Raw genomic sequence first — 19,782 nt, 5'->3', positions numbered from 1 at the left:
AGATGGCAGACTTCACCGCCGCTGTTTACCAGAACGAGTTCCTGCCTGACGGCGGTACCGACGTGCACGCGATCGTCACCGTGAACTGCACCGGCGCTGGTGCGGCCGGCCAGTCCGGCACGGGTGACGCGGGCGAGATCATCATCGTCGACACCTCCGGCTCGATGGGCCGCGAAGGCGTTCAGGCTGCTGCCTACGCCGCACAGACCGCGCTCGACCAGATCCTCGACGGGGTCTGGTTCGCGGTCATCTCCGGTAATGACCGCGCCCAGCTGGCGTTCCCGGCATCCGCCGAGCCCGTGATGGTCAAGATGGACCCGTACACGCGGCAGGCGGCCAAGGACGCTGTCTCGCGCTTCTACGCCGACGGTGGCACCGCCATGGGCACCTGGCTGCGGCTGGCGGCGCGGGTGTTCGCCACCGTCCCGTCGCTGTCGCAGAAGCACGCCATCCTGCTGACGGATGGCGAGAACCAGCACGAGACGCCGGAGGCGCTGACTCAGGCGATCCAGGCTGTCACCGGTCAGTTCCAGTGCGACACCCGTGGTGTCGGCGTGGCCTGGCAGGTCGACGAGGTACGGCGGATCGCGCAGGCGCTGCTCGGCACCGTCGACATCATCCCGGCCCCGAACCAGCTGGCCGCCGAGTTCTCCAAGCTGATCCAGAACGCGATGAGCCGTGGTGTCGCCCAGGCCGACCTGCGGGTCTGGGCGCCGCAGGGTGCCGAGGTGCTGTTCGTCCGCCAGGTAGCCCCGACCGTCGAGGACCTGACCGCCCGCCGGACGATGATCAACCCGCTGACCGGCTCCTACCCGACCGGCTCGTGGGGCGACGAGTCCCGCGACTACCACGTGTCGATCCGCCTTGCTGCCAAGGGCATTGGGCAGGAGCAGCTCGCTGCGCGCGTCCAGCTCATCATCGGCGACAACGTCGTGGCGCAGGGCCTGGTGAAGGCGCTTTGGTCGTCCGACGAGGCTCTGACCACGCGGATCAGCCCTGAGGTCGCGCACTACACCGGGCAGACCGAGCTGGCCGAGGCGATCCAGGACGGCCTGGCTGCGAAGGCTGCCGGCGACACGGCCACGGCGACCACCAAGCTGGGCCGTGCGGTTCAGCTGGCCGCCCAGACCGGCAACGAGGAGGCCACCACGCGGCTGCGCAAGGTGGTCGACATCGACGACCAGGACACCGGTACGGTCCGGCTGAAGCGGACTGTCGAGAAGGCCGACGAGATGGCGCTCGATACCGCGTCCACGAAGACCACTCGGGTGAAGAAATGAGCACAGCGACCTGTCCGAGCGGACACCCGTCCGTCTCGACCGACTACTGCGACGTCTGCGGTCTGCCGATCGGTGCGGCGGCTACACCGACGCCTGCACCTCAGGCGGTCGCACCGGCTGCTCCGGCCGTGGCCATGCAGACCTGTCCGAACTGCTCGGACTCGGCGGCTGCGGACGCCCTGTTCTGCGAGAGCTGCGGCTACGACTTCACCACCGGCACCATGCCGCGCGCAGCCTCGTCACTCGATCTGTCCGCCACTCCCCCGACCGCACCGCCTGCACCGTCGCCGGTGGTTGCCGAATGGGTGATCGAACGCTGGGTCGACCCCGACTGGTACGCCGTACAGCAGAGTGACGACCCGTGTCCGTCACCAGGTCTGCCAGTGGTGATTCCGGTGGCGGAGAAGAGCGTCCTGGTCGGGCGCCCGTCTCGTAGCCGCGGAATCGCTCCTGAGGTCGACTGTGGCGATGACACCGGCGTGAGCCGGCGCCAGGCCCAGCTGACCACAGACGGCCAGCGCTGGTGGGTGGAGGACCTGCAGTCCTCCAACGGCACCTACGTGGCCCCCGCCTCCGGTCCACTGCCCGAGATCCCCATCCCGCCAGGCCAGCGCCAGGAGCTCAACTCCGACGACCGCATCTACGTCGGCGCCTGGACCCGCCTGGTCCTCCGCAGGGCCACCCCTGAAGAACAAGCCGGCCAGGCCTAGCGCAGGTGGCGGTTGAGCCAGTCGATCATCGTCTGGTTCCAGAACCGGGCGTTGGCCGGCTTCAGGATCATGTGGCCCTCGTCCGGGAAGGACAGGTACGCCGACTCGACGCCCCGGCGCTGTAGATCCGCGAAGAGGTGGTTGCCCTGGCCGGTCGGGACACGCTCGTCCCGACCGCCGTGGGTGACCAGGATCGGCGTACTGATGTTCTCGAGGTACTGCGCCGGCGAGCGGTCGGCGTAGCGCTCCGGCCGCGCTTCCGGCGTGCCGAACTGGCGGGCGAAGTAGCCCGAGTAGTCGGCGGTGCCTTGGAAACCGCCCAGGTGCCAGATGCCTGCATGGCTGATCAGGCAACGGAACCGATCAGTGTGCCCGGCGATCCAGTTCACCATGTAGCCGCCGAACGAGCCTCCGATCGCAGCGGTCCGGGTGGCATCGATGTCCGCCCGCTGCTCGACCACATCGGTCAGCGCGATCACATCGTCGTACACGGTGGTGCCCCAGCCTTGCCAGCCGCGTTCCATACACTCCATGCCGTAGCCGGTCGACAGCGCAGGATCTGGCAGCAGTACGGCGTACCCGGCGGCCACGAGCCACCATGGATTCCAACGCCAGTTCCAGCCGCCCGCTGACGCGCTTGGGCCACCGTGCACCCGCAGAACCAGAGGTGCTGGCTCGTCAGAGTTGGGGAGCAGCAGCCAGCCCGGAACGGTCGCACCGTCCGGAGCAGTCGCCTCTACCCGCTCCACACGCCCAGGCAACTCGACCTCGGACGACATCAGCCGTACGACGTCGCCCGTGGCAAGGTCGATCCGGACCGGCGTGTGCGGTGAGTCCATGTCGTGGTGCAACGCGAAGAGCGCCGTACCGTCGGGTGCTACCTGGATGGCTTGGTAGGAACCCGCACCGGTGAGGCGGGTCTGCGCACCGGTCGCGAGATCGACGCGCACGATCGGCCGATCGCCATGGTCCTCAGCCACGACGTACAGCGCACTACTGTCGGCGGCGAAGGCAGGGCTGGTCGTATCGGTCGGCCACAGCTCCCGTCCGTTCACCACCTCGCGAAGGTCACTGGTCTCTAGGTCAACCAGCACCAGCCCGAGCACCGGCGCAGTGTCGGGCTGTGGGTCCTCCCAACGAGCCGCAACGACGTACCGGCTGTCAGGCGAGATAGCGGGGTCGTAGAAGCCCGCTGCCGGGTCCTCCGCCAGCACACGGCGGTCACCCGTCGCAGTGTCGATCGCGACCAGCTGTGCGAGCGGCCAATCGAGCCGGGGCACGAACCACTTGGCAATCACGGTCCGGCCGTCCGGGGCAACGACGTACTCGGCCTGCACTAAGGCGTTGCCGGGTGTCGGCGTGAGGTCTCGGCCATTGGCCAGCTGCAGGCGGGTCTCGTCCGGGCCAAGCTCCTGGTCCCAGACACGCGCTGGGCTGCTGGTGTGCAGGACGCCGCTGGTCTTGCGGTCCTTGCGCTGCGCCGCGTCATCAGCTGCGTCCTTGGCACCAGGGAGCATCGAGGTCGTCACGACAACCGTGCTGCCACCGATCCGGAAGCCGTCCGCTACACAGACCTGCTCCGCCTCACCAGAAGCAGGCAACCGCCAGACGGCGGACTTGTCATCGTCACGGGTCGAAACGAAGTACAGGGAGCCGTCGGCGTGGAAGGCGGGCTGGCTCTCGCCGCCGGCGGATCTGGTCAGGCGCTGCGGCTCGGCAGTGCCACTGGGATCGAGCTCCCAGAGCGCACTGATCATTTTGCCGGTCTCGTCGTCGTACTGCCCGATGGCCGCAATCAAACGGGAGCCGTCGGGCGAGAGCGCGAGAGAGGACGGACGTGGCAGGGCGAGATAGCTGTCGAAGTCCACGGGTGAGGCTAACCCGCAAGCAGCTCTCCTATAGCTGTTCTTCCGTCCGCTCCGCCAAGGCACGGTTCGCCGGCCTAAGGCACTGCCACTCGATCAGAGCGCTACCGATCACTATCGGAGCCACCCACGTCCAGGGGTGATCCGGCACGCTGGTGATCACGATCGCGGTCCACACCGCCACCCACGCACCGCCGTACCCGCGGAGCACTCCGCGGTACCAGAGTCCGCCCGGCGACTCCGCCGACCGTTGCCCCAGATAGACGAACAGGTACGTCGCCAGTGCGACCGGCCAGAAGAACCAGAGCCGCTTCCAGTCGTACGGAACCATCACCAGAGCGCTCAAGCAGACCAGCGCGATCACCCAGTGATAAGCCTCGCCGACCCAGTTCAACCGGCGCCGGCGCAGCGTGACCACGATGGCCGGGATCCCGAGCAGTACTGCCAGGACCCCGGCCACGACGTGCAGTATCAGCGCGAGATCTCGCACCGGAAACTCCCTGACATGTCAGGGAGCATAGGACGGGCTCACTCCTCCGGGAAGGACAGAACCCGCCGTACGGCGAAGTTTCGGTAACCGCCGCGTTCGAACGCCTTCGCCATCGGCACATTGCCGAAATCGGTGTCGGCGCGGATCCGCTCGGCCCCCGTCTCGACCAACTGGTGGGTCAGCTCCGCCAAGAGGTCGTCGATGTACCCGTGACCACGGTGCTCGGGGAGGACGCCGAGGTAGCCGACGACCGGTCCGCCGTTGTTGGCCGAGGGGATCTCGAACCCGATCAGCTTGTCCTCGGCGTCGTACGCGAACCGCCACCAGCTGCGGTCGCCCACCAGCATCGTCTGATACAGCTCGACCTCCTCCCGCGCCGCGGCCTCAGGGCCGAGCCGGGCGACGTCACGCGCGGTCGCCGCGTCGAGACTGCCTTCGCTGATCCGCAGGAACATTTTGACGAAGGCCTCGTCGTCGGCCGGCTCGAAGCGCAGCCGGGTCGACCGCGGCGGCAACCCGTACGACGGCTCCCACTCGTAGCGCAGCCGATCGGTGACCGCGGTCCAGCCGGCCGCTGCGGCCGCCTTCTGCCGCGGCTCGAGCGCTGCCACCACGACGGGGTCGGACTCCCACTCGCCATCGAGGAAGAAGTGGTACTCCGGCTGCTCGGCGTCCGCCGGCCGGCTGTCCATGCCGGCCTTGATCAGCGCCGTCCAGACCGGGACCGGGTCACCGTCACCGACGTAGTACAGGCCGTCAATGCTGTACGGGTGCTTCTCGTCGGTGCCGCCCCACCAGATGGCGAGCGCCTTGATCGCGCCGTCCTCTTCGACGACCCAGGTCCAGTCGTGCTTGTAGTAGCCGGAGCCGATGTACTCGTTGTAGCGCTCGAGCGTGACGGTGTTGACCGTCGGCTGCCGCTCGATGAGGGTACGGATGGTGTCGAGGTCAGCCTCGACGGTGGTGCGAATGCTCACTTTTCCTCCAACAGGAGGCGCGCCGCTCCGCTCAGTGCGAGCTGTGATCGCGGGCAGGTCGCGCCGGAATACCAAACAGGGTGATCATCGGTCGCTCCTTCCGCTCGGGGCATCTTTCTCGCCGCCCCAGACTTTAGGGGCCCCAGGGGTCATTGTCCAACTGTTATTCATACTTGGGATGTGCGGACGTTTCCCGTGCCGGGCAGCCTCTCGGCATGAGAAACCTCATCACCGCCCTCACCCTCGCCGTCGCGACCACGCTCGCCCCCACCGCGGCGTACGCCGCCCCTACCGCGATCTCGAACTGCGCCCTGAGCTCGCTGCCGTCACAGGCCTCGGACACCCTGGACCTGATCCACTCCGGCGGCCCGTTCCCGTACAGCCAGGACGGCACGGTCTTCCAGAACCGGGAAGGCATCCTGCCGAGCCAGTCGACCGGCTACTACCACGAGTACACCGTCAAGACGCCCGGGTCGTCCAACCGCGGCGCCCGGCGGCTGATCGGCGGCGGCTCACCGGTCACCAGCCCGCAGTACGTCTACTACACCGGCGACCACTACGCGTCGTTCTGCAAGGTCACCTGACACAGCGAAGCGGTCCCGGGCCGAAGCCCGGGACCGCTCTGCTTGCTGTCTAGCTGAACTTCTAGCGGATCAGAAGTCCATGCCGCCCATGTCGGGGGCACCGCCCGGGGCGGCACCGGCCTTCTCGGGCTTGTCGGCAATGACGGCCTCAGTGGTGAGGAACAGGGCCGCGATCGAGGCTGCGTTGAGCAGCGCCGAGCGCGTCACCTTGGCCGGGTCGATGATGCCGGTGGCGATCAGGTCGACGTACTCACCGGTCGCGGCGTTCAGACCGTGACCCGGCTCGAGGTTGCGAACCTTCTCCACCACAACGCCACCCTCGAGGCCGGCGTTGAAGGCGATCTGCTTCAGCGGAGCCTCGACCGCGGACAGCACGATCGCTGCACCGGTGGCCTCGTCACCCTCGAGCTCCAGCTTCTCGAAGGCGAGCACCGAGGCCTGCAGCAGCGCGACGCCACCACCGGCGACGATGCCCTCTTCGACGGCAGCCTTCGCGTTGCGAACGGCGTCCTCGATGCGGTGCTTGCGCTCCTTCAGCTCGACCTCAGTGGCCGCGCCGACCTTGATGACCGCAACACCGCCGGCCAGCTTGGCCAGGCGCTCCTGCAGCTTCTCGCGGTCGTAGTCGGAGTCCGACTTCTCGATCTCGGCGCGAATCTGGCTGACCCGGCCACCGATCTGGTCCGCGTCACCCTCGCCCTCGACGATGGTCGTCTCGTCCTTGGTGACGACGATCTTGCGAGCCTTGCCGAGCAGCTCCAGGTCGACGGTCTCGAGCTTGAGACCGACCTCCTCGGAGATGACCTCGCCACCGGTGAGGACGGCGATGTCGACGAGCATGGCCTTGCGGCGGTCACCGAAGCCCGGCGCCTTGACGGCGACGGCCTTGAAGGTGCCCTTGATCTTGTTGACGACCAGGGTCGCCAGCGCTTCGCCTTCGATGTCCTCGGCGATGATGGCCAGCGGCTTGCCGGTCTGCATGACCTTCTCCAGCACCGGGACCAGGTCCTTGATGCTCGAGATCTTGCTGTTCACGATGAGGATGTAAGGGTCGTCGAGGACCGCTTCCATCCGCTCGGTGTCGGTCACGAAGTAGGGCGAGATGTAGCCCTTGTCGAAGCGCATACCCTCGGTGAGCTCGAGCTCGAGCCCGAAGGTGTTGCTCTCCTCGACGGTGATGACACCTTCCTTGCCGACCTTGTCCATCGCCTCGGCGATGATCGAGCCGACCTGGGTGTCAGCGGCCGAGATGGACGCCGTCGCCGCGATCTGCTCACGGGTCTCGACCGGCTTGGCCAGCGCCAGCAGCTGCTCGCTGATGGCCTCGACCGCCTTCTCGATACCCTTCTTCAGGCCCATCGGGTTGGCGCCGGCGGCGACGTTGCGCAGCCCCTCGCGAACGAGAGCCTGAGCGAGCACGGTGGCGGTCGTGGTGCCGTCACCCGCGACGTCGTCGGTCTTCTTCGCGACCTCCTTGACGAGCTCGGCCCCGATCTTCTCGTACGGGTCCTCCAGCTCGATCTCCTTGGCGATCGAGACGCCGTCGTTGGTGATCGTGGGGGCGCCCCACTTCTTCTCCAGGACGACGTTGCGGCCCTTCGGGCCAAGCGTCACCTTCACGGCGTCGGCGAGGGTGTTCATTCCCCGCTCGAGGCCACGGCGCGCCTCTTCATTGAAAGCAATAAGCTTCGGCATTTCTCCGCGAGTCCTCCCGCGTCGATACTTGGCAGATCAGCCGGCCCAGATGCCCGCGACGGACGGCACCGGAGTCGTGGCGCTCATGTCCCGCCCCGCTTCCGGTCCCTCATCTGGACCGTCATATGTCTTGACTCCAGAGCGCGAGTGTTATCACTCTCGCCCTGTGAGTGCTAACCAAGTATTAGCACTCGCCCCAAACGAGTGCAAGCCAGCTAGCTGTCCAGCTGGGCAATCAGGTACTTCGGAGCGGTCAGCCGCCACGCCTCGGTGAGCAGCTCACCCACCTCATCGTCGTCCGCTGCCGCCAAGGTCACATCGACCCAGGCGAAGCGACCGCTCTCCCAGGAGGGCGCGTAGACATCAGGGCTCTCGGCGATCAAGGCCTCCTGCTCTTCGCGGAAGGCCTTGACGATCAGACGAGTCTCGTCCTCGGACAGGTACGCAAAGCCCTTCTTGCGCACCTTGAACGCAGGCTGCCCGGCCCAGCCCTCGTGTTCCTCGGCCCCGGGCAGCCCCTGCACCAGCTTCTGCACCGCCTGCGCATCCATGGCTCCAACGCTAAGCGGGACCACCGACACTTCTCAGCCGGCGACCGTCACCGTCACGGTCGACCCGTTCGGCACCATCGTCCCGGGCACCGGCGACACCTCGATCACTGCGCCCTTGGGTGCACCGGCCGCCGGCTTGCTGACAACCGTCGGCACCAGCCCGTACGCCTTCAAGGACGCCTCGTACATCGCCTGCGGCGTCTCCAGCCCCTGCCCTAGGAACTCCAACTCCAGATTCTGGAACCCGGGGATGCCGGTCTGGTCATCCACGATCCTGAACTGGTCCAGCATCTGGTCCAGCGCCTCGCAGTCCTTCGCGTAGGCCGTGATCCAGAGCTTCTGCGATGGAATCTTCACCGATTCCCCGCACAGAGGCGCGTCGGTGAGCGCCACCGACTCCCGGTACGCCGGCACGCCGTCGATCGTGCCGTTGGGTTTCACCTCGATCGTGCTGCCGGGCTTCTCGGGGTTCACCGGCATCCGCGCGATCTCGATGCTCTCCACGTTGCCCCGCGGCAGAGCGCAGAGGGCTTGAGGGCCGACGTCCACGATGACAGTGGCAGCTGTCGGCGTACCGCACTTCAGCTTGTTCGTGGGCCAGTCCTGGGGCACAGCGATCGCAGCGTGGCCCAGTCCGACCAGGCGCATGCCTTCCGGCACCGGGTTGGCGGCTACTGGCGGCTGCGGGAACGGAGTGGTCTCATTGTTTGTCAGGACGGTCGAGCCGCCGATCACGGCAGCCACGGCGACCGCCGTACCGGCCGCGGACCAGATCGCCGTACGGCGGCGCCTGCGGCGGGTCGCACCGGACCGCATGGCGTCGATCGGGGGCGGGCTGACGGCGGTTCGGTCGCCGACTTGTTCCAGGAGCTCGGTCAGTTTCGCTTCGTTCATAGGATCTCTCGCAGTTCTGCCAGATCGGGGTCCTGGGCCAGCACTTTCACGGCCCGGGACAGGCGGCTCTTCACGGTCCCGGCGGCGACGCCGAGCACGGAGGCCATCTGCTGTTCGGTCAGGTGTGCGTAGTAGCGCAGTACAACGGCTGTCCGTTGATCAGTCGGCAGCCGGTCGAGGGCACGTGTCATCAGGTCAGCGTCATCCACGCCGGAGGTCCGGTCGTGGTCGGTCTGCTCAGGCAGGACCGCTGCCGGTCTCTCCCCGGTCCAGCGCCGCCTGCGGGCGGAGAGGAAGCTGTTGATCAGCATCCGGTGCACGTAGGCGTCCCGGTCGTCCACCGCGCTGACCCGCTTCCACTTCACCAGGCACCGCTCCAGAACTGTCTGGACCAGGTCCTCTGCCTCCGCATGCGAGCACCCGAGCAGCACTGCGGAGCGCACCAGCACCTGCCAGCGCGCCGCCACGTATTCGGTGAAGTCATCCATTCGGCACCCTCCTTCCCCGTAGAGACAGGCTGGCCCACCCCTGAGGTTCCACGAAAGTCGTAAGGGTTCAGGTCAGGGGTCAGTCGGTACCGATCCTGATGTGGTGGAGGGTCCCCGGACGGGAGAGTAGAGCCATGACGAACTCCAACGCACCGTTCTCGAACCTGTCCGGCAAGACTCTCCGTCGCTCCAGCTCCCAGCGGATGCTGTCCGGCGTCTCCGGCGGCCTCGCCGAGTACCTCAACATCGACGTCACCCTGGTCCGCCTGGGCATCGTCGGCCTCACCATCATCACCGGTGGCACCGCCATCCTCGGCTACGCCATCGCGTGGATCGTGATGCCGGAGGGCGACGGCAAGGCTGTCTGGCAGAACGTCCAGCAGTCCACCAACCACCAGACCCCGACCCCGGAGAGCGACATCGCGTCGCGCCTCTACGACGACGCCCCCAAGCCCCCCGCCGCCTGACCTCTCCCTGTCACACTCTGCCTGTGCAGAGTGCCGAAGAGATCACCAGGTGCCCCGACTGCGGACAGCAGATCCGTGTCGACCGGCGCTACGTGACCTGGTGCGAGAAATGCGACTGGAACGTCGACCCGACGCCGTTGCTCGACCTGACACCCGCCTGGCGGCTCAGAGTCGAGCAACGGCTGGTCGACTCGCTCTACCGCGAACTTGAGCAGGGGGCGATCCATCGCCCCGGCTGGGACGCTGCGCGGATCAGCGCCAACCTGCTCTCCGTACTGCTTCTTCTGCTGCCGCTCGCTGCGTTCCTGACCGGCACTGCGCTCCTGGTCTTCTACCGGCCGTTGTGGCTCAGCATCATCCTGGCGCTGCTCGCTCTGACCATCGCCTTCGTGCTCCGGCCACGTGCCGGCCAGTTGGACGACCACCAGCTCGTCCACCGCGAGCAGGCGCCCGAGCTGTTCGCCGTACTGGACGAAGTAGCTGAGGCTGTCGGCGCCCGGCCAGCAGCGGCCGTCGCGCTCACGGACGAGGCCAACATCTGGTACCACCAGGTCGGCTGGCGCTTCGAGCCGGTCGTCGGCATCGGACTGCCTCTCTGGATCGGGCTACGCCCCCAGGAGCGGGTAGCCATCCTGGCCCACGAGTTCGGCCATGGTCGGCACGGTGACCTGCGAAGCAGTTGGCTGATCGGCAACGCGCATAGCGTCCTCGAAGGGTTGCTGGCGACGTTCAGTGAGAGCCCGCTCGATCAGGCACGCCGCGAGTGGGGTGTCGAGGAGCTCAGCGGCGGGACCCTGTTCAGCCGGATGGTCAATGCGACAGTCGGCGCGGTGGTGCGCGGGCTGAGCGCCGTACTGAATCGTCTTGAGCTGCGGAGTGGCCAGCGCAACGAGTACCTCGCGGACCGTAGAGCCGGTGAGGTTGCCGGGTCCGAGGCTGCCGCGCACGCGTTGGAGCGCACGGTGCTGGCTGACACCTCGTACGACGCGATGCTCCGAGCGCTGCGGTTCCCGAGCGAGCTGTCGCCACTGGACGCCGTACGGCGCGCAGTGACCGAGGTGCCTGCCCGGGAGATCGAGCGACGGCTGCGAGTGAGCCGGATCCACGGGACTCGCACCGACGCCACGCATCCACCGACCTACCTGCGGACCAAGCTGCTCCGGACCCGCCCGGCCACCTCAGCACGCGTCGTCCTCGGCACTGACCGGTCGCGTGCCCTCGACCGGGAGCTGATGGAGCCGGCCGAGCAGGTGCTTCGAGAGCTGAAGGCTGAGCTCTAGCCGGAGATCGATGCGGCTTTCAGCGTGGCTGCCGCGATGTCGGGGTGGTCGGCGAAGATGCCCTGGAGACCCAGACTGGCGAAGCGCGACAGTTCGGTGCGGAAGTCGGTGTTGGTCGGCAGGAAGCGCCGCTCGGCCCGGAAGGTCCAGGCCTGGACGTCGAGGCCGGCGCGGTGCGCCTGGTCGACGAGGCGAGTGGGCTCACCTAGCTCACCGGAGGCGGTGCGCGGAATGATCAGGTCCTTGTGCGAAGCCAGGACCTGCGCGTACGTCGAGATCTCCCGCAGCCCGGCCGGGTCGAGCATGTCGGTGAAGGTGCGGCCGTCACCGACCCGCAGGAAGTCGTACGGCGAGCTCTCTGAGTCGACGAGCTGGACCAGCGGCACCCGGGTCATCACGGCCAGCCGGCGCAGACTGGTCGGCTCGAACGACTGGATCATGATCTCGTCCGGCTGCAGCGCCAGCGCGAGGATGCGCTCGGTCAGCAGTTCCTCGAGCGGCAGACCGAGCCGCCGGAAGTACGTCGGGTGTTTGATCTCTGGGATCACACCGATGGTCCGGCCGAGCCGCTGCGACTCCTGCCGGGCCAGTGCGACCACGTCGTCGAACGTGGGGATCGCCTCGGTGCAGTCGTAGCCCGTGTTCGCCGACCGCAGCGCAGGCATCCGCTCGCGGGCCCGCAGCATCCGCAGCTCGGTGTAGCTGAAGTCCTCGACGAACCAGCCGGTCACGGCCTCCCCGTCGACCACCTTCGTGATCCGCCGGTCCGCGAAGACCGGGTGGTCCGCGACATCCGTCGTACCGGAGATCTCGTTCTCGTGGCGGCAGACCAGGACGCCGTCCAGCGTGGCGACCAGGTCAGGTTCGAGGTAGTCGGCCCCTTGGGCCGCGGCCAGGCGGTAGGCCGCCGGCGTGTGTTCCGGACGGTACCCACTTGCTCCGCGATGCGCGATCACCAGCATGGTTCCAGGACAGGCGGTGCACATGGCCCGCCGGGAACTCGTTGCCCAACGCAAGATGAAGGTCACCGGACCGAACCACGGCCTACGCTCTCAGTCATGACCGGCCCGACAGCTCTCAAGGACCGCGCACTCGGGCCTGACCTGGCGCGTGGCCTGCTCCTGCTCTTCATCGCGCTGGCCAATACGCATGGCTTCCTGCATCCGCCAGGTGTCGGCGACATCCGCGCGATGCCGATCCCCACGACCCTGCCGGACCGGATCGTCGCGTTCCTGGAGACCACTCTGGTCGACGGCCGCTCGTACACGATGTTCGCTGCACTCTTCGGCTACGGCATGGTGCAGATCGCCCGCCGTCAGTCCGGCGACTGGACGAGCACCCGCAAGCTGCTCCGCCGCCGGGGGGCGTGGCTGCTGCTGCTCGGGCTGCTGCACGCCGTACTGCTCTACTACGGCGACATCCTGAGCGCCTACGGACTGATTGCGCTTGCCTTGGTCTCAGCGATCCGCTGGAGCAAGCAGCGGCTGCTCATCTCCGCAGCGGTGTTGGCATTGCTCGGATCGTGGTCCTATGCTCTCCTGTCCACTCCGAACCCGCCGGACTCGGCTGCGGAGATGTACCCCTGGGCGCTCGATCACAACCCGCTGCTGGGGATGGCCGGCCGAGCCATCGCCATTCCCCTGAGCGCCTCGGTCGTGGCGGTCAGTGCGGCCGGTGCCTTCCTGTTCGGCATCTGGGCCGCACGTCGCAAGCTGTACGAGCGGCCGGAACAGCACGAGCGGACGCTGCGCCTCATGGTGGCCATCGGCATCCCGCTGTCGTTCCTCGGTGGAGTCCCGCTCGCCCTCTACACCGCTGGCCTGCTGCCCGCGACCGACACTGCCGTCGTCCCGCTGGCCGGGCTGCACGCACTGACCGGTTTTGCGGGCGGTCCGGCGTACGCGGCTCTGATCGCACTCTGGTCCATCCGGGTACGGCGCACTCCCGTCATCACCGCTATCCAGGCGACCGGCCAGCGCTCCCTGACCTGCTATCTGGCGCAGTCCGTGGTCTGGACGATCGCATTCGCGCCCTACCTGCTCGACCTCGGCAGCCACCTGACGCTGTGGCAGTCCGTTCTCCTGGCTCTCGGCACTTGGGCACTGACCGTCCTCATGGCCGACCTGATGCGCCGCCGTGGGCTACGCGGCCCGTTCGAGGTCCTGCTCCGTCGGCTGACCTACCGCAACCAGACTGCTCGCCAGTAGGTACTGCGCGGCACAGTACGTCGCCATCACCAGATACGGCCGCGCGCCGAAGTCATGCCCGGCCAGTTCCACCCCGATGAGCGCATCCGACACCAGAAACACCGCACCGCCGATTCCAGGCCGCCAGCCGTTCCACGCACTCGTCACCGCGGTAGCGATCAGCAGCAGCGAGTAGGCGGCCACTGGGATACGCACATCGCCCAGATCCGGCCAGAGCAGAGCCAGTACGCCGACCCAGAGCACGCCGTACGCCGTGACCACCACAAGCGACCGCCGCGGCGACCGGCGGACGAACAGCAGCACATAGCAGACATGCGCGACGCCGAAGGCCGCCATACCGGGGATGAGGTGGTCGACCTCCAGCAGGAAGTCGCCGACCAGCGATGCGGCCAGCCCGACCAGGAGGGTGACCGGTCCGCCGCGTAGGCGCACCCAAACTGCCAGCACGGGCATCAGCAGCACCTTGCTGACCGCGGCAGCCCAGGGGTCGCCGACCCCGATCGTCACCAGGTGTACTACTGCGATCACGGCAAATGCGCTGAGCCAGGCCGAGCTTCGTTTCACGTCTTGATGATGCCTGGTCCAGGCGCGATTAATTCGCATGCAAGTTGTCGGTGGGGGCGCCTAGCCTGAAGGGACCATGCGAAATCTCCCTCTCGCCGATCCCGGCGTCCCCGATGACCGCTCGCCGGCCCGCTATCTGCTGTGGGTCGCACGAGGGCAGGCTCGGACGCTCGCGGGCGGGATGTCGTTCGGGATCCTGTGGATGGCGTCGCAGGCGTTCATCCCGGCGATCCTGGGCAAGGCGATCGACGAGGGCATCGCGGCCAAGAACGGCGAGAAGCTGCTCCAGTGGGGCGCCGCGCTGTTCGCGGTCGGTGTCGTCCAGGCGCTGGCCGGGGTGATGCGGCACCGGTTCGCGGTGACGAACTGGCTGATGGCGGCGTACCGGACGGTGCAGGTGATCACGCGGAAGTCGGCCGACCTCGGCGCGACGCTGCCCAAGCACCTGGCGACCGGCGAGGTGGTCAGCGTCGGTGCAAGTGACCTGGCCTCGATCGGGACCGTGATGGAGGTGGCCGCCCGTTTCGCCGGTGCGATCGTGGCGTTCGCCGTGGTCGCGACGATCCTGCTGTCGACGTCGACCGTGCTCGGCCTGGTCGTGCTGATCGGCGTTCCGGTGATGTTGTTCTGCCTCGGCCCGATGCTGCGGCCGCTGCACGGGCGGCAGTCCGCCCAGCGGGAGGCGGTCGGCGAGCTGAACTCCCTCGGGTCGGACATCGTGGCCGGTCTGCGGGTGCTGCGCGGGATCGGCGGCGAGGACTCCTTCTCGCAGCGGTATCGCCGCGAGTCGCAGCAGGTGCGCCAGGCTGGTGTCCGGGTGGCCCGGATCCAGTCTGTGCTGGACGCGATGCAGATCCTGCTGCCGGGCACCTTTGTGGTGCTGGTGGTGGGCATCGGTGCGCACTTCGCTCTGGGCGGTCAGCTCAGTGCGGGTTCGCTGGTCGCGTTCTACGGCTATGCGACCTTCCTGGTGCTACCGCTGCGGACTGTGACCGAGTTCGTCAACCAGCTCATGCGTGGTCTCGTCGCGGGCGCTCGGGTGATCCGGGTGGTGTCGCTGCGGCCTGAGATCACCGATCCAGCCCACCCAGTGCGCCTGCCGGAGCGGGGCGATCTGGTCGACCCGGTCTCCGGAGTCCGCGCTCGGGACGGTCTGCTGACCGCGATCGTCGCTGCCGAGGCAGACGTGTACGGCGAGTTGGCCGACCGCCTGGGCCGGTACGACCTGGCCAGCGATGTCCGATTCGGCGGCGTCACCCTGGCCAGCGCGACCCGTGCCGATATTCGTGAGCGAGTCCTGGTGAGCGACTCCGGCTCCCAGTTGTTCACGGGCATCCTGCGCACCGAGCTTGACCCGACAGGCCGCCGTACCGAGGAGGAGTTGCTCGCTGCGATCTGGACTGCCTCGGCTGACGACGTTCTGGTCGCGCTGGCCGACGGGCTCGACTCTGAGGTCGAGGAGAAGGGCAGGTCGTTCTCCGGTGGGCAGCGGCAGCGCCTGGTGCTCGTGCGTGCCCTGTTGAAGGACCCGTCCGTGCTGGTGCTGGTCGAGCCGGCCTCGGCCGTGGATGCGCACACCGAGGCGCGGATCGCGGACCGGCTCCGCGAGCACCGCGCAGGGCGCAGCACCGTCGTACTGACTGCGAGCCCGCTACTGCTGGATCGCGTCGATGAAGTCATCTTCGTTGCGGCCGGGCGCGTGGTTGCTACCGGCAAGCACCGGGACCTGCTCGCCAGCGAACCGCGGTACCGCCAGACAGTGACCAGACAGACCGAAGAAGAACACCTGACCGAGGGGGCGCACCGATGAGGCAGATCCTGCCCGTGGCGGACAGCGCCGAGATCCGTCGGCATGCACGCCGCTTGGTCCGTCAGCATCCGCGCGCGCTGCTGATCGCGCTCGGGCTGCATGCGCTCGCTGCGGTGGCCGGGCTCGCTGCGCCGCGTCTGATCGGTGACCTGGTCCAGGACGTCCAGCGTGGGACGACGGCAGCCAACGTCAACCTGGTGATCGGCTTGATCGCAGCATTTGTCGTTGTGCAGTCGCTGCTCACTCGCTGGGCCCGCTACCGGTCGTTCGCGCTTGGTGAACAGGTGCTGGCCGAGATGCGCGAGGACTTCGTCGACAACGCGCTCGCACTGCCGATCGGCACGGTCGAACGCGCCGGCACCGGTGACCTGCTGTCCCGCACTTCGCGGGACGTCGACACGCTCTCGCGGACGGTGCGCTTCGCCGTACCGGAGACGATCATCGCGATCATCACCTTGCTGTTCTCGCTGACAGCCACTGTGCTCGTCGGCGTCTGGCTTCTGCTCCCACTGGTCGCCATGGTGCCGTTGCTCTGGCTGAGCACCCGGTGGTACCTGCGCCGCGCCAAGGACGGCTACCTGCGAGAGAACGCGGCGTACGCCCAGATGACGAGCTCTCTGGCCGAGACCGTCGAGGGCGCGCGCACGATCGAGGCCCTGCGCCGGTACGACGACCGCGTCCGCCGCGGTGATGAGGATGCCCGCGGCTCATACCTCGCGGAGCGGTACACGCTGGGTCTGCGGACCCGGTGGTTCCCGGCCGTCGAGGTCGGCTATCTCGTGCCGATCGTGGGCACGCTGCTGTTCGGTGGCTGGCTGCACCTCAACGGACACGTCACGCTTGGCGCCGTCACCGCCGGTGTTCTGTACGTGAACCAGCTGATTGACCCCGTCGACCGCCTGCTCCAGTGGATCGACGAACTGCAGTCCGGTGGCGCCGCATTCGCCCGCATCCTTGGCATCAGCGACGTACCGGATGACCGGACACCGTCAGGCCGCACACCGGATGGTGAGCTGGTCGAAATGCAGGACGTGCGCTTCTCGTACGTCGATGGTCGCGACGTGCTGCATGGCGTGGAGCTGACCGTGCAGCCGGGTGAGCGGATCGCCATGGTCGGCCCGTCCGGCGCAGGGAAGTCCACACTGGGTCGGCTGGTCGCAGGGATCCACCCGCCGCGGACAGGAAGCGTCACGGTCGGCGGTGTCGGCATGACCGAGCTACCGCTGGACGAGCTGCGCAGACAGGTCGCACTGGTCACGCAGGAGCACCATGTCTTCGTTGGCACCCTGCGCGACAACCTGTCGATGGCCCGTCCAACAGCAACCGACAACGAGCTGTACGACGCACTTGCCGCAGTGGATGCGCGCGAGTGGGCCGAGGCGTTGTCGGACGGGCTCAACACCCGGGTAGGTTCCGGCCAGCACGCGCTGACGCCAGCTCAGGCGCAGCAGCTCGCGCTGGCACGCCTGGTGCTGGCCGACCCGCACACCCTGGTCCTGGACGAGGCGACCTCACTGATCGACCCACGCGCCGCCCGGCACATGGAGCGTTCACTCGCCGCCGTCCTTGAGGGCCGCACCGTCATCGCCATCGCCCACCGCCTCTACACCGCCCACGACGCCGACCGAGTCGCGGTGGTGGAAGACGGGCGGATCAGCGAGCTCGGCACGCATGACGAGCTCGTTGAGCGCCAGGGGTCGTATGCCAAGCTCTGGAAGTCCTGGAACGGCTAACGCTCAAAGCTTGTTTGGTGTTGCGCCCATCGAGAAGACGGTCTCATCGGTACGGCGCTGCGCCAGCTGCAGGCGGCTCCGCTTGGCGGCGGAAAGGTCCGGTTTCGCGAGCTCTCGCCGTACGTCGAGAATCCGGACCGGCAGCGCATCCGTCATCAGCAGCGGGGCGTAAGCGGCCTGCTCGGTGGTCCACTTGTCACCGTCGCGCTTGAAGGTGAAGCGAGTCAGCAGGCCCTCGGCCCGGGTGCTGTTCGGCTGACGGTGCGCCGCGACCAGGTTGCCGTGACCGTAGGCGACCCATTTACCGTTGTGCTGTTCCATCGGCTGGACGACATGGGCGTGGTGCCCGATCACCAGGTCGATGTTGCTGTCGGCAAGTAGTTGGGGCGCGAGTTCACGCTGCTGGTCGTTGATCCTGGCCGAGTACTCGGTCCCCCAGTGGCAGCTGACGACGATGATCTCGGCGCCTCGGTCGCGAGCCTCTTTCGCCATCCGGCTGATCGCGGTCGCGTCGAGTGTGCCGGCCCGCCAGGTCTGGCCGTTCGGGTAGGGCAAACCGTTGAAACCGAACGTGTACGACAGCGATGCGATCTTCACCCCGCGGACGTCGATGATCGTCGGCGCCTCGGCCTCCTTGCGGTTACGCGCGGTGCCCGCGGTCCGCAGACCGGCCTTCTCCAACGTGTTCAGCGTTCGGTCGACGCCGGCCGCGCCACCATCGAAGCTGTGGTTACTGGCCGTCGTCGCCAGGTCGTAGCCGGTCTGCTTGAGTGCCGTCGCGATCTGTGGCGGTCCCAAGAACAGCGGGTAACCCTTGTAGGGCCCACCCATGGGCGCGAGCGGTGTCTCAACGTGCGCGATCGCCAGGTCGGCTGCCTGCACATGCGGCTTCACGCCTGCCAGCAGTGGCGCGAAATCCCAGGCACCGCCGCGACCGTCGCGCCGAGCCGTTGTCCATAAGCGCTCATGCAGGAGAACGTCGCCGGTGGCAACGATCGAGATCCGGTCCGGCCGGCTCTGGTCACTCGTCCGTGGAACCGTTGCCGTCGGCACTCCCCCGGAGCCGCCGTTCGGCGGACCGCCAGGCGAACCCAGGTCGGTGTCCGCACATCCCCCGACGACAGTTGCCCCCGCGCCGGCCAGCAGTGCGCCCAGCACTGCGCGCCGTCCTATCACCATCACAGCCCCCAAGATTCGGTGTCTATCGCTCATCGGACGGCCTGGCGCACCTCCGAGTTCGAGCGGTAACCCGATCGTGTCCTTACGGGTAACGTTTGGCGGGCCCAGAACAAGGAGGACGCGGACCGATGGTTGAGCTGAAGACGCCGACGGAGATCGAGGCGATGCGTGCGGCCGGACGAGTCGTCGGCAGCGCGCTGGCGGCCGTGAAGAAACATGCCACGGTCGGAGTCTCACTGCGGGAGCTCGACGAGGTCGCCCGCGAGGTGCTCCGCGCCGCCGGAGCCGTCTCCCTGTTCGAGGGCTACCAGCCGGGTTTCGCGACGAAACCCTTCTCCGGCGTCATCTGTACGTCGGTCAACGATGCCGTCCTGCACGGTCTCCCGTCGGACCTCAAGCTCGCCGACGGCGATCTGCTGAACGTCGACTGCGGCGCCTCGATCGATGGCTGGTGCGGTGACGCGGCAACCAGCTTCTGCATCGGCACGCCGCGCCCCGCGGACCTGGAGCTCATCGAGATCACCGAACGCGCCCTGGCCGCCGGGATCGCCGCCGCCCAGCCCGGCAGCCGCCTCGGCGACGTCGGCGCCGCGATCGGCAAGATCGGCAAGGACGCCGGTGTCGGCACCAACCTCGACTTCGGCGGCCACGGCATCGGCCGCCGCATGCACGAAGAACCACACGTCCCGAACGGCGGCCGCCCCGGCCGCGGCTTCAAACTCCAGGTCGGCCACACCTTCGCCATCGAGCCCTGGTTCTGGTCCGGCCCCGGCAACACCTACGTCATCGACCCCGATGGCTGGACCCTCCGCTCCGCCGACGGCACCCGCGGCGTCCACGCCGAACACACCATCGCCATCACCGCCTCCGGCCCCGAAATCCTCACCCTCCCCTAAAACAGAGGTTCTTGGGCTGGGGGATTTGGTGAGCGAGTGGTTTGGGGTGTGCGAGTGGGACCGCGGAAGCGGGGGTGCGACGCGGCGGGTTCGCCCCAGCCGGAGGTGGGGG

At 67.8% G+C, this 19,782-nt stretch carries 19 protein-coding genes; 9 read left to right on the top strand and 10 right to left on the bottom strand.

The annotated features are described in order from the left end of the window. Positions 1-2 precede the first annotated feature (2 nt). Entirely contained in the window at positions 3-1,280 is a 1,278-nt protein-coding gene (locus tag E1263_RS13460; RefSeq protein WP_132167610.1) for a vWA domain-containing protein, read from the top strand. Beyond that, positions 1,277-1,990, top strand: a complete 714-nt coding sequence (locus E1263_RS13455; protein ID WP_132167609.1) for an FHA domain-containing protein — start codon at positions 1,277-1,279, stop codon at positions 1,988-1,990. Before E1263_RS13460 ends, E1263_RS13455 begins: the two co-directional genes overlap by 4 nt. Here the strand turns inward: E1263_RS13455 and E1263_RS13450 are convergent. The 3 genes from E1263_RS13450 to E1263_RS13440 are packed head-to-tail and all read right to left on the bottom strand — an operon-like array spanning position 1,987 to position 5,322. Continuing rightward, entirely contained in the window at positions 1,987-3,858 is a 1,872-nt protein-coding gene (locus E1263_RS13450; protein ID WP_132167608.1) for a S9 family peptidase, read from the bottom strand. The two genes, E1263_RS13455 and E1263_RS13450, sit on opposite strands and share 4 nt — an antisense overlap. Before the next feature lie 28 nt (positions 3,859-3,886). Beyond that, the gene (locus E1263_RS13445) at positions 3,887-4,345 is read right to left on the bottom strand and encodes a hypothetical protein (RefSeq protein WP_132167607.1); all 459 of its coding nucleotides are present in this window, start codon (positions 4,343-4,345) and stop codon (positions 3,887-3,889) included. A 38-nt stretch (positions 4,346-4,383) separates the two neighbouring features. Continuing rightward, entirely contained in the window at positions 4,384-5,322 is a 939-nt protein-coding gene (locus tag E1263_RS13440) for a GNAT family N-acetyltransferase (protein ID WP_132167606.1), read from the bottom strand. Between the two features lie 215 nt (positions 5,323-5,537). Between E1263_RS13440 and E1263_RS13435 the strand changes: the two genes are divergently transcribed. Next, positions 5,538-5,906, top strand: coding sequence for a guanyl-specific ribonuclease (locus E1263_RS13435; RefSeq protein WP_132167605.1), 369 nt, complete (start codon positions 5,538-5,540; stop codon positions 5,904-5,906). 69 nt (positions 5,907-5,975) lie between these two features. On the opposite strand, the gene groL is transcribed toward E1263_RS13435, so the two are convergent. The 4 genes from groL to E1263_RS13415 all read right to left on the bottom strand — a co-directional run bounded on the left by groL (position 5,976) and on the right by E1263_RS13415 (position 9,534). Then, positions 5,976-7,601: a chaperonin GroEL gene (gene groL, locus E1263_RS13430; protein ID WP_132167604.1), complete on the bottom strand. Its 1,626-nt coding sequence runs from the start codon at positions 7,599-7,601 to the stop codon at positions 5,976-5,978. A 215-nt stretch (positions 7,602-7,816) separates the two neighbouring features. After that, a complete protein-coding gene (locus tag E1263_RS13425; protein WP_132167603.1) occupies positions 7,817-8,152 on the bottom strand; it encodes an MmcQ/YjbR family DNA-binding protein in 336 nt (111 codons plus the stop codon). Positions 8,153-8,185: 33 nt separating this feature from the next. After that, positions 8,186-9,046: a PASTA domain-containing protein gene (locus E1263_RS13420; protein ID WP_132167602.1), complete on the bottom strand. Its 861-nt coding sequence runs from the start codon at positions 9,044-9,046 to the stop codon at positions 8,186-8,188. After that, positions 9,043-9,534, bottom strand: a complete 492-nt coding sequence (locus E1263_RS13415) for a SigE family RNA polymerase sigma factor (protein ID WP_132167601.1) — start codon at positions 9,532-9,534, stop codon at positions 9,043-9,045. The genes E1263_RS13420 and E1263_RS13415 overlap by 4 nt, the downstream gene beginning before the upstream one ends. Before the next feature lie 134 nt (positions 9,535-9,668). Between E1263_RS13415 and E1263_RS13410 the strand changes: the two genes are divergently transcribed. Then, a complete protein-coding gene (locus tag E1263_RS13410; protein ID WP_132167600.1) occupies positions 9,669-10,001 on the top strand; it encodes a PspC domain-containing protein in 333 nt (110 codons plus the stop codon). Positions 10,002-10,024: 23 nt separating this feature from the next. Further along, positions 10,025-11,281, top strand: coding sequence for a M48 family metalloprotease (locus E1263_RS13405; protein ID WP_132167599.1), 1,257 nt, complete (start codon positions 10,025-10,027; stop codon positions 11,279-11,281). On the opposite strand, the gene E1263_RS13400 is transcribed toward E1263_RS13405, so the two are convergent. Continuing rightward, on the bottom strand, positions 11,278-12,243 hold the full coding sequence (locus tag E1263_RS13400) for a glycerophosphodiester phosphodiesterase family protein (protein ID WP_165956600.1): 966 nt from the start codon (positions 12,241-12,243) through the stop codon (positions 11,278-11,280). The genes E1263_RS13405 and E1263_RS13400 overlap by 4 nt on opposite strands. Before the next feature lie 96 nt (positions 12,244-12,339). Between E1263_RS13400 and E1263_RS13395 the strand changes: the two genes are divergently transcribed. Then, positions 12,340-13,488 carry a DUF418 domain-containing protein gene (locus E1263_RS13395; protein ID WP_132167598.1) on the top strand — a complete coding sequence of 383 codons (1,149 nt, stop codon included), beginning with the start codon at positions 12,340-12,342 and terminating at the stop codon, positions 13,486-13,488. Here the strand turns inward: E1263_RS13395 and E1263_RS13390 are convergent. Beyond that, on the bottom strand, positions 13,423-14,052 hold the full coding sequence (locus E1263_RS13390; RefSeq protein WP_165956599.1) for a lysoplasmalogenase: 630 nt from the start codon (positions 14,050-14,052) through the stop codon (positions 13,423-13,425). The two genes, E1263_RS13395 and E1263_RS13390, sit on opposite strands and share 66 nt — an antisense overlap. 76 nt (positions 14,053-14,128) lie before the next feature. Between E1263_RS13390 and E1263_RS13385 the strand changes: the two genes are divergently transcribed. Continuing rightward, positions 14,129-15,862, top strand: a complete 1,734-nt coding sequence (locus E1263_RS13385) for an ABC transporter ATP-binding protein (RefSeq protein ID WP_132167596.1) — start codon at positions 14,129-14,131, stop codon at positions 15,860-15,862. Further along, complete coding sequence (locus tag E1263_RS13380; protein WP_132167595.1) at positions 15,859-17,595, top strand: ABC transporter ATP-binding protein; 1,737 nt, start codon at positions 15,859-15,861, stop codon at positions 17,593-17,595. Before E1263_RS13385 ends, E1263_RS13380 begins: the two co-directional genes overlap by 4 nt. A gap of 3 nt (positions 17,596-17,598) precedes the next feature. Here E1263_RS13380 and E1263_RS13375 read toward each other — a convergent pair whose 3' ends face one another. Continuing rightward, positions 17,599-18,774 carry a CapA family protein gene (locus E1263_RS13375; RefSeq protein ID WP_238161223.1) on the bottom strand — a complete coding sequence of 392 codons (1,176 nt, stop codon included), beginning with the start codon at positions 18,772-18,774 and terminating at the stop codon, positions 17,599-17,601. 128 nt (positions 18,775-18,902) lie between these two features. Between E1263_RS13375 and map the strand changes: the two genes are divergently transcribed. Then, the gene (gene map / locus E1263_RS13370; protein ID WP_132167594.1) at positions 18,903-19,670 is read left to right on the top strand and encodes a type I methionyl aminopeptidase; all 768 of its coding nucleotides are present in this window, start codon (positions 18,903-18,905) and stop codon (positions 19,668-19,670) included. The last annotated feature ends 112 nt before the right edge of the window (positions 19,671-19,782 follow it).

It is taken from the genome of Kribbella antibiotica (assembly GCF_004349055.1).
Taxonomy (GTDB): domain Bacteria; phylum Actinomycetota; class Actinomycetes; order Propionibacteriales; family Kribbellaceae; genus Kribbella; species Kribbella antibiotica.
The sequence above is the reverse complement of the archived record's forward strand: the minus strand, read 5'-3'. Positions and strand labels throughout refer to the sequence as shown.